Here is a 10409-nt window from a genome sequence, read left to right on the forward strand (position 1 = left end):
ATCGGGAGGAGGACGTCGTGCCCCTCCGTCGGGCAGTTGTAGAACGGGACGCCGAGGGGGTTGTGCCGTAGGCCCAGCTCCACGCCGGCCGTCTGCGTGGGGATCAGCGCGCAGGTGATGCCGGGGTTTTCGCCTTTGCCGAGCAGATTTTCCGGGTCGCGCAACTTAAAGGCGAGGCCAAGCACCGTGGAAATGGCCGCGAGGGTGATGTACCGCTTCTTCCAGTTGAGACGCAGGTAGAGCTGCCCGTCGGCCCCGCGGAATATGACGCCGTTGGAGGTGATCGCGCCGGCATCGGAGCCCGCGCCCGGCTCGGTGAGCGCGAAGGCGGGGATTTCCTGGCCGGTCGCGAGGCGAGGCAGGTAATGGTCGCGCTGCGCCTGGGTGCCATAATGGATGAGCAGCTCCGCCGGCCCGAGCGAGTTCGGCACCATGACGGTCGTCGCCAGCGGCCCACAACGGGACGACAGTTTCTGGACGACGGCGCTGTTCGCGAGGGGCGAAAATCCCAATCCCCCATATTCTTTGGGGATGATCATCCCGAAGAGCCGCTCACGCCGGATGATGTCCCAAGCAGCATCTGGCAACTCTTTTGTCTGGAACACCTCCCAGTCGTTCGTCACGCGGCACAGCTCTTCGATAGGTCCGTCGAGCACGGCCTGCTCCTCCGGCGTGAGGTCCGGATAGGCCTCCCCCATGATCCGTTTGACATCCGGCTTACCCGAAAACAGCTCCCCTTCCACCCACACATTGCCGGCCTCGATGGCTACCTGCTCGGTTTCGGAGATCGAGGGCAGAAACTTGAGCGCATTCAGCAGCCGCATGATGGGGCCGCTGAACAGCACCCTCCGCAGCGGAGGGAGGTTGAGTACGACCGCCAGCACGGCGAACGCGATCCAGAGCCACGCCGGCGCCCCGAACCCGTACAGCGCCAGGGCGCCGGCAATGGCCCAGAGCCACAGCGGCGCCCCGGTATACCCGAAGGCCACAAAAACGGCCAGAATGCTCAACGCCACCAGCCAGGCCGGCAGCAACAAAAAGAAATGATAGAGAGGCAGGTCCATGGCGGGAGGGGTTAAATGTGCAAGGTACAATGGTGTCGCCGTAGAGACGCATCACCATGCGTCTCCAACGCGCCGCGACGTTTAAAAGTGTCGCCGTAGAGACGCATCACCATGCGTCTCCAACGCGCCGCGACGTTTAAAAGTGTCGCCGTAGAGACGCATCACCATGCGTCTCCCGGTTGTCAAAACCGTTCAAACACGGCCGCCGCCCCCATCCCCCCACCAATACACATCGTGCAGATGCCGTAGCGCACCCCCCGGCGTTTCATCTCGTGCAGGAGGGTCGCGGTGAGCTTGGCGCCGGTGCACCCGAGGGGATGCCCAAGCGCAATCGCCCCACCGTTGACGTTGACGATCGCCTCGTCGAAACCGACTTCCCGGATGACGGCAAGCGCCTGGGCGGCAAAGGCCTCGTTGAGCTCGACGAGCCCGATATCGCTCACCTTCAAGCCGGTTTGTTTGAGGACCTTCTCGATGGCCGGGATGGGACCCACGCCCATGACGTCCGGCGCGACGCCGGCCACGGCGTAGCCGGCCAGCCGAGCGATGGGGTCGACACCGAGGTCGCGCGCCACCCGGCCGCTGGCGACCACCGTCGCCGCGGCGCCGTCGGACATCTGCGAGGCGTTGCCGGCCGTTACGGTGCCGCCGGCGCGGAAGGCCGGCTTGAGCTTCGCCAGCGCCTCGGCGGACGTTTCCCGCCGCGGGCCTTCATCGGTCTTAAAATCGAACGCCAGCGTCTTCGTCGCCCCTCCCGCATACACGACGTCGCGAACCGGGAACGGGACGATTTCTTCCTCGAAGCGGCCGGCGGCGATGGCCGCCAGCGCCCGTTGATGGGATTGGAGCGCAAAGCGGTCCTGATCCTCCCGGCTCACCTTGTGGCGTTCGGCGACATTTTCGGCCGTCTGCCCCATCGAAACGTAGACGTCGGGGTCCGCGTCGACGGTGGCGGGGTCGGGCGAGAAGTAGAAGCCGCTCATGGGCACCTGACTCATGGACTCGGCCCCGCCGGCGACGACGACCTCGTTGTGGCCGGCCATGATGGCCTGCGCGGCCATGACGATCGTCTGCAGCCCCGACGAGCAGAACCGGTTGACGGTGGCGCCCGGGACGGCGTCTGGCAGGCCGGCGATCTGCGCGATGATCCGGCCCATGTTCAGTCCTTGCGGCCCCTCGGGCATGGCGCATCCCATCAGGACGTCCTCGACCTGCTCTTTTTTGAGCCCTTTCACGCGCTTGATAGCCTCGGCGACGACAAACCCGCCCAGCGCCTCGGGGCGTATGTTGACCAGCGCGCCCCGGTTGGCCTTACCGACGGCCGTCCGGATGCTGCTTAGGATGTAGGCTTCGTGTGTTTGCATGGAGATTCGGTATTAAGAAACGAAATAGAGCTTCACTACTCCCCGTTTCGTCATCCCCGCGAAAGCGGGGAACCATGCTGCCATCGGGCCTTCTATGGATCCCCAATCATGTTGGGGATGACGAGCTGGGAAGGAGCGGATGTGGTCATCTCAACGTCCATCACATAACCGCATAACGTTTAGTTTCGTAACGGCTTCCCGGTTTTCAAGATCGCCTCGATACGGGCCTGGGTTTGGGGCTCGCCGAGGAGACGGAGGAAGACCTCGCGTTCGAGTTCGACCAGGTAGGCTTCGTGGACAGTGGCCGGCCCGCTGAGGTCGCCCCCGGTGAGCACATGCGCCAGGTCAACCGCCAGACGCCGGTCGTATTCGGTGATGAAGCGGCCGGCCTCGAACTGCCGGGCGGCCACCTCGAGCGCGGCTTTACCGGGCCGGCCGAGCACCTGAATGTGCGCCCGCACGGGCGGCGGCAGGTAACCGGCTTCGGACAGCTGGATGACGGTCTGCTTCGCCGCATGGAAGCGGCGGGCGTCGTTCATCGTCACGATGGCGTGGGCTGGTAGATACCCCAGCTCTTGCGCGTTACGGGCGCTGGTCGACACCTTCGCCATGGCCACGTTCTCGAAAAACCGCTGAATGTGGGCGATGATCTGGCTCGAGAAGCCGCCGGCGGCCCGCTCGGACGCCAGCGCGGCAAGGTGCGTGGTGCCCGTGCCGGCGGGGATCAGCCCCACGCCCAGCTCGACGAGCCCCATGTAGGTCTCGGATGCCGCCACGGGATTCGGCGACGCCATCGCAAGCTCGCACCCACCCCCCAGCACCCGCTGATGGGTGGCGACGACGACGGGCTTCCGGGCGTAACGGACCCGGAGGACGGCCTGCTGGAAGCGGTCGATGGCCTGATCGACAACGTCGAACTGCTTGCCGGCCACGGCCGCCGCCAGCTCGGCGAGGTTGGCGCCGACGGCGAAGTTCTTGCCGGCGTTGGCGATAACCATGCCCCGGAGGTCTGCGTTGTTCTCGACGAAGTCGATGGCGTCCATCACCCCCTGGATGACCTGGAAGCCGAGCGCGTTGGCCTTGGATCTGAACTCGAACAGGGCGACGCCATCCCCGAGGTCGATCAGAGCCGATTCCGAATTACTCCAGAGGATCGCCTCCGGGCGCGCCGCGAGGGCGGCGAGGTCAATTTCATCCTTCGGCGGAATGTCGCTCACGTAGCCATCGCCGGGGATATAGACCTCCCGAGACGCGCCGCCGCCGCGATAAAATCGGTCGTGCCCGGCGGCTTTCATGGTATGGATCCACTCCGGCAACGCCGTGCCGGCCGCGGCCATGCCGGCGAGGACGGTGTCGAAACCGAGGGCGTCCCACGTGGCGAACGGACCCATGGCCCACCCGAACCCCCACTCCATCGCCCGGTCGATGTCGGCCGGACTGTCGGCGATTTCGGGGATGCGGCGGGCGCTGTAGGCGCAGAGTTCGTGGATAGATTCCCGGAAAAACGCGCCCGCGCGGCCGGGATCGGCATACAGCGCGCGCAACCGGGCCGGCAGCTTGCCGGCTTTTTCGATGGCGGCGAGATCGCCCAGGTCGAGGGGTTTGGCGGCGGCGTAGCCACCTGTCGCGGGGTCGATCGACTTGATCTCCTTCCCCTCTTTTTTGTAGAAGCCGGCGCCCGTCTTGGCCCCCAGCGCCCCGCCTTCGATGAGGCGCGTCAGCACCTCCGGCACCGCGAATCGCTCGCGACTCTCGTCGTCCGGTACGCCGTCATACAGGTTCACCGTCACATGCCGCAGCGTATCCAACCCGACGACGTCGGCCGTGCGGAAGGTGGCGGAGCGGGGCCGGCCGGTGAGTTCACCGGTGAGGGTGTCGATCTCCTCGATCGAGTAGCGCCCTTCGGCGAAGGCGTGGATGGCGTGCATCAGCCCGAAAATGCCGATCCGGTTGCCGATGAAATTCGGGGTGTCCTTGGCGACGACGATGCCCTTTCCGAGGTGCACCCGTCCGAACTCGGCTACCCGGTGGACAATCGCGGGGTCGGTGTCCGGCGTGGGGATGATTTCGAGGAGGTGGAGGTAGCGGGGCGGGTTGAAGAAGTGCGTCCCGAGGAAACGGCGTTTGAAGCCGGCGGACCGCCCCTCGGCGATGGCGTGGATCGGCAGACCGCTCGTGTTGGTCGAGATCACGGCATCCGGATGGGCCGTCGCCTCGATGCGTTCGTGGACCGAGCGCTTGATGTCCATCCGTTCGACCACCACCTCGATCACCCAGTCGGCGCTGGCGATGCGGTCGAAGTGTTCGTCAAAATTCCCGAGGCGGACGCGCCGGGAGACGGCGTCGGTGAACAGGGGTGACGGGCTCAGCTTGGTGGCCTGGGCGAAGAGCTTCTCGACGACCGCGTTTTTGTCGCTACCGTCCCTGGCGCCGTCTTTTGGTGCGATATCGAGCAGGTCGACCTCCAGGCCGGCGTTCGCGATGTGCAGCGCGATCTGCGCCCCCATCGTGCCGGCCCCCAGCACGGCCACGCGTCGAAACGGCAACGTCACGCCGGCGAGGGCGGTCGGGGCTTCGGTATGAAGTATCGTTTCCATGGTATTAAATCATAAAGTGACGTTACGCAACGACGACCAGAAACCAGTAAAGATGCCGATTTCCAACCCGTAGAGACGCAAACCTGTGCGTCTCCTCGAGCCGCCGCATCATGTCAGTTATCCGTACGAATCAGTAGTCTAGTATCGAGATCGAAGTGATAATCACAACGATTTGTCATCCCGACTCACCTTCTTCCAGCGGGTACAGCGCCTTGATCCGGTCGGCGTAGCGCTCGCGCACCTTGGCGCGTTTTACCTTCATGGTGGGCGTAAGCATCCCGTTTTCGATGGTCAGATGGTCTGCCACGAGCACGAAGCGTTTGATGGTGGACCAGGGGTCCATCCCCTCGTTGGCCAGGTCCACCAACTGTTTGAACCGTTCCTGGATGAACGGGTGTTCGAGGAGGTCCTCTACCGCGAGCCCCCCGTCGATGCCGCGTGTTTCGGCGAATCGTTTCAGGGTCTCCTGGTTGACGAAGATGAGCGCCCCGCAATACTTATAGCCAGCGCCGACGACCACGGCCTGTTCTACGAGCGGGTGGGCCATGAGCCGGTTTTCGAGGGGCTGCGGCATCACGTATTTGCCGGTCGAGAGTTTAAACAGATCCTTTTTCCGGTCGGTGATCCGAAGGAAACCGTCCGAAGTGAACTCGGCGATGTCGCCTGTATGTAGCCACCCGTTTTCATCGATCACCTCCCGCGTTTTCTCCGGCGCGTTGTAGTACCCCAGCATGACGTGCGGGCCGCGGGTGATGAGTTCGCCGTCCTCGGCGAGAACCGCCTCGACGCCCGGCAGCAACTCGCCGACGGCGCCGGCGCGGTTCCGCGTGGGCCGATTAAAGGCGATGACCGGGCTGGTCTCGGTGAGACCGTAGCCCTGCAGTACCCTGATGCCGGCGGCGGCGAAGAGGTTGGCGAGGTCCGGATTTAGCGCGGCGCCACCCGAGATGATGTACTTGATGCGTCCCCCGAGGGCGGCGCGCCACTTTTTGAAGACCAGCGCATCGGCTAACTTGAGCTGCAGACGATACCCACCCGATGGCGCGGCATCGAGGCTGTAGGCGCCGGCCAGGCCGAGCGACCAGTTTAGCAGCTTCTTCTTGACCCCCGTCAGCGTCGTCGCTTTTTCTACGATTCGGCTGTGGATCTTCTCGAGAAGGCGCGGGACGGTGGCAAAGAGGGTGGGTCGGACGTCCGTCAGGTCCTGCGTGAGGCGCTCCGGCGTGGAGAAGTAGGTCGTAATGCCAGACGCCAGCACCCCGAAATAGAGGGTGCGGGCAAAGATGTGGGATAGCGGGAGAAAGGAGATGCTCACCTCCCCATCGGCGCCGGGCCGGAAGTCCCCGAGCTCCTGGACGGACGTGACGCCATTGTACGAGATATTCTGGTGGGAGAGCATGGCCCCCTTCGGCTCGCCGGTCGTGCCGCTGGTGTAGACGATGGTGGCGAGGTCGCCGGGCGCGAGCCGGGCGCGGAGTCCGGCGACGACTTCCGGCTCGGCCTGGATGTGTTTGCGCCCCCGGGCGCGCAGCCGATCCATCGTGATCCATTGCACTCCCTCGGGCATCAGCGTCATCGTTTTCGGCTCCGGAGGCTCCACCACGATGATGGTCTTGAGGCAGTCCGTGTCCGCCAGCAACGCATTCAGTTCCTCGAGCAGCGGCATGCTGGTGACAAAGAGCGCGACGGCGCCGGAGTGTTTGAGGATGTAGGCGTTCGTTGCGGCCGCCTGAGAGAGGTAGATCGGCACATCGACCAGCCCCGCAATGAGGCACCCCATGTCCGCGACGCAGAATAAGGTATCGCTATCCATGAAAAGGGCGACCCGGTCGCCGCGGTCGAGCCCATAATCGATCAACCCGAGGGCTACTTCCTCCGCCTGGATGCGGTATTCGTCTGTCGAGAGATACGCCCAGCCGGCGGGCGTATGCCGGGCATAGAGACGCGGGTTCGGGTAGCGCTCGCAAGCGTCGTACAGGAGGTCGGGCAGCGTTTTGCCCAGCACGGGCAGACTCGTGGCCGCGCCGCGGCGGACCGGGGTCTGCGGGGCGGTGCGCGCTGGTGTGAGTTGGTCGATGGTTTCGCTCATGATCGCCTCTCGGGTTGGTCTCTACTCGTTGGTGCTCCCCCTACTGGAAGCGCTACCGAATACAATGCGAAATTCATCTCGAAACAGCCGGCATGGCAGCGGTGACCGATTGCACCTGCTGCTGGATCACGGCGGCGATAAACGACTCGCGATTGATCCCGACGTCGATCCGCTGGGCCAAGAGGAGCGACACCGCGCCATGCAGCGACGCCCAGATCCCGCTGGCCGCGACGCGGATGTCTTCTACCACAAAGAACCCCTGCTGCCGGCCCTCGCGCAACACGTGCACCATGTAATCCAGATTCCGCCGCGCACGGCGGTACATGTCTACCGGGAAACGGGCGTTTCGCTCGGGATGCAGCAGAAACATGATCTCATAATACTCGGGCCGGCGCAATCCAAACTGCATGTACCGATCGCACAACGCCCGGAACCGGTCCAGGACATGCCCCCCGGAGGCTTCCACGGCGTCCAAGTCCTCGTGCAACAGCCCCATTCCCTCATCTATAAGGGCGTTGAACAGGGCCTCTTTGTTTTCAAAATGAAGGTAGATGCTCGTTGCGCTATATCCGATGGCGCCAGCGATATTTCGCATGGAAAGGCCGGCATACCCGTCCCGGTGCAACAGCGCGCGGGCCGCGTCCAGGATGGCGCGGTGCAGATCGGGGCGGGATGTGCGTTGCGTGGGCATGCCTTAGATTAACAGTGTTAAGCGAGAAATGCAAGCGCGGGATAAAACACGTAGAGACGCTCCTGTGGAGCGTCTCTGAAACGCGCAATCCGAATTGCGGAATGGACTACCGTCGGCGCAGCGACACGTTGCCCACGCCGGCGCGCATAAAGAGATCGGGCCCGCCGCCGTTGATTTCGCCTTCGAAGGACTTCGTCATCCACTTGCCCTTCACTTCGAGCTCGAAGTCGCAGCTGGCAGATCCCATGCTGGCGACGGCGTCTACGTACACGCCGGCCGCGTTATCAAGAAACACGGTGACGTTGCCGGCGCCCGTTTCGAGGCGAGAATCTTCTTCGGGCTGGCGCACGATGTAGGCAGTGATGTTGCCCGCACCGGTATTCGCGCGAACCGAGCCTTCCACGTCACGAAGGTCGACATTGCCGGCGCCTGTGTTGACATCGACATGATTGCTGCCGCCTTCGATGGCGATATTGCCGGCGCCCGTCGTGATGTCAATCGTGCCCATCACCCGTTCCATCGTGATGTTGCCGGCGCCCGTCTTGCCCGACACATCGCCTTCGAGGCGGCCTACATCCACATTGCCCGCGCCGGACTCAAATTCGACGTTATAGTCGAACGGCACCTCCACTTTTACGCGGATTTTGAGGTGATTCCGATTATTGCCGCCCCAGCGGGAGCCGCCGGCCTGGTACCGGGACTCGACCGACACGTCGTCGCCGTCCTGTTCGATGGCGTATTCGTGGTAACGATCAAGGATGGACCGCGCTTCGTCCTCATCCCGCACGCGGACCGTCCGCTCAAGTTCGACGACCACGCGGTCGCCCGAGCTGGTGACGACTTCGATATTGCCGTAGTCGAGCTCGATATGCAGCGTACCGCCGGGCCTCACCTTGAAGGTTTCTTTGACGGTGTCGGTGATGTCCTGCCCCTCGCATATAGACGCGACGGCGGGGCGGTCGACCGAAACGACGGTGAGCAGGAGGCCGACAACAAGGTATCCGATGAGTCGCATGGCGGTTACTCGTTAAAAAAGTGGACGGTTTCCCCGGCGATACGGTCTGCTCCGGGGCTAGTTGCGCCCGGGGCCGGGAAATCTCCCGGCGCAGGATGGCTTGCTACACGACAGAATTCACAGTGCGGATGGTGCGGATACGCGACTTTAGATCATTCCCTACGATAAAGCGAGTCCTGCCCTATGAAAACTTCAGCCCGTCTTCAGGTCGCCGCCATCCTCGCGGTCCTCCTCTACGCCGCCCCGGCTCGCGCCCAGCAGCCCACGCCGGCCGATACGCCCCAGCGCATGCGGGAAGCCGCGCAGGCGTTCCTCGCCGCGCTCGACCCCGCCCTGCGCGAACGCGCCTCGTTCCCTTTCGACGACGCCGAGCGGACGAACTGGTTTTTCGTCCCGATCCCCGGCGAGCGTAAAGGGCTGCCGATCAAGGACATGACGGCAGACCAGCGCCAGCATACCCACGCGCTCCTCCGTAGCGCCCTCAGCCACCCCGGCTACCTGCGCGCGACGGGTGTCCTGATGCTGGAGCGTATCCTGGCGGATATCGAAAAAAACCCCGCCTATCGCGACCCCGAGTTGTATTACCTGACTGTCTTCGGCGACCCCTCGGGCGACGAACCCTGGGGCTGGCGCTTCGAAGGCCATCATCTGTCGCTCAACTTTTCCTCCATCTCCGGCGAAGTGGCCCTGACTCCCGCCTTTTTTGGCTCCAACCCGGGCCACATCGCCGAAGGGATGTACACCGGCTTCCGCCTCAATGGCGACATTGAGGACCTCGCGCGTGAGCTGGTGACGGCGCTCGACGCGGACCGTCGCGCCCGGGCGATCATCACCGAAAAAGCGCCGAACGACATTCTGACGGGCAACAAACGCGACGCCTCGCTCGAAACGTTCGATGGACTCGCGCTCACGCAGCTCGACGCCGCCGCGCGGGCCACGCTGGTGCAGATCGTCGAGGCCTACGCCGGAAACATGGAGGAGGATGTCGCCGCCCGGGCGATGGCCCGCTTCAACGCCGTGCCGGCCGATAGCGTGTTTTTTGCCTGGGCCGGCTCGACGGACGTCGGCCAGCCGCATTATTATCGGATCCACACGCCGTCGATGCTCCTCGAATACGACAACACCCAGAACAACGGCAACCACGTCCACAGCGTCTGGCGCGATCTGGAGAACGATTTCGGGGGGGATCTCCTCAAGCGGCACTACGAGGAGCATTCGCATTAAGAGCCTATCCGAAAACCTCATCTGGGCTTCGCGCGGCTGTGCGGCTCCCGGGCGGCGTTCCGCTGCATCGCCGTATCTGTTGGATACGGCTGCTTCGCGCGCCTTGCCCGAAATCCGCTCGCTCGCGCTCGGGCACGAAGAGCAGGTTTCCGGATAGGCTCTGAATCGAAACTTTCGAGCACTACTCGCAGAACGTACTTGAATTCGCAAGGCTCGAACGAAAGACAATGGACTAGCTAAAACCAACGTGGTGTCATCCTGAGCCTGTCGAAGGACCTCTCGGACGGCCGGGAGGTCCTTCGACTACGCTCAGGATGACAATCTTTTTGGGGGTTCGGTTAGTCTTGAAAGTGGGCAAAGTCAAG

Annotated in this window: 7 protein-coding genes; 1 reads left to right on the forward strand and 6 read right to left on the reverse strand. The window is 63.7% G+C overall.

Features of this window, described 5'->3' with window-relative positions; all coding sequences use genetic code 11:
* The 6 genes from SH809_19215 to SH809_19240 all read right to left on the reverse strand — a co-directional run.
* The coding region (locus tag SH809_19215; protein MDZ4701849.1) for an acyl-CoA dehydrogenase family protein at window positions 1-1064 on the reverse strand (1064 nt) is incomplete at its 3' end.
* A 182-nt stretch (window positions 1065-1246) separates the two neighbouring features.
* A complete protein-coding gene (locus tag SH809_19220; protein MDZ4701850.1) occupies window positions 1247-2428 on the reverse strand; it encodes a thiolase family protein in 1182 nt (393 codons plus the stop codon).
* Between the two features lie 179 nt (window positions 2429-2607).
* Window positions 2608-5025, reverse strand: a complete 2418-nt coding sequence (locus SH809_19225; GenBank protein MDZ4701851.1) for a 3-hydroxyacyl-CoA dehydrogenase NAD-binding domain-containing protein — start codon at window positions 5023-5025, stop codon at window positions 2608-2610.
* Between the two features lie 175 nt (window positions 5026-5200).
* Window positions 5201-7114, reverse strand: coding sequence for a long-chain fatty acid--CoA ligase (locus tag SH809_19230; GenBank protein MDZ4701852.1), 1914 nt, complete (start codon window positions 7112-7114; stop codon window positions 5201-5203).
* A 73-nt stretch (window positions 7115-7187) separates the two neighbouring features.
* The gene (locus SH809_19235) at window positions 7188-7805 is read right to left on the reverse strand and encodes a TetR/AcrR family transcriptional regulator (GenBank protein MDZ4701853.1); all 618 of its coding nucleotides are present in this window, start codon (window positions 7803-7805) and stop codon (window positions 7188-7190) included.
* Window positions 7806-7911: 106 nt separating this feature from the next.
* Window positions 7912-8820: a DUF4097 family beta strand repeat-containing protein gene (locus tag SH809_19240; GenBank protein ID MDZ4701854.1), complete on the reverse strand. Its 909-nt coding sequence runs from the start codon at window positions 8818-8820 to the stop codon at window positions 7912-7914.
* 183 nt (window positions 8821-9003) lie between these two features.
* Here SH809_19240 and SH809_19245 point away from each other — a divergent pair, with 183 nt between their 5' ends.
* Window positions 9004-10044, forward strand: a complete 1041-nt coding sequence (locus SH809_19245; GenBank protein MDZ4701855.1) for a DUF3500 domain-containing protein — start codon at window positions 9004-9006, stop codon at window positions 10042-10044.
* Window positions 10045-10409 lie beyond the last annotated feature (365 nt).

It is taken from the genome of Rhodothermales bacterium, assembly GCA_034439735.1.
GTDB lineage: Bacteria > Bacteroidota > Rhodothermia > Rhodothermales > JAHQVL01 > JAWKNW01.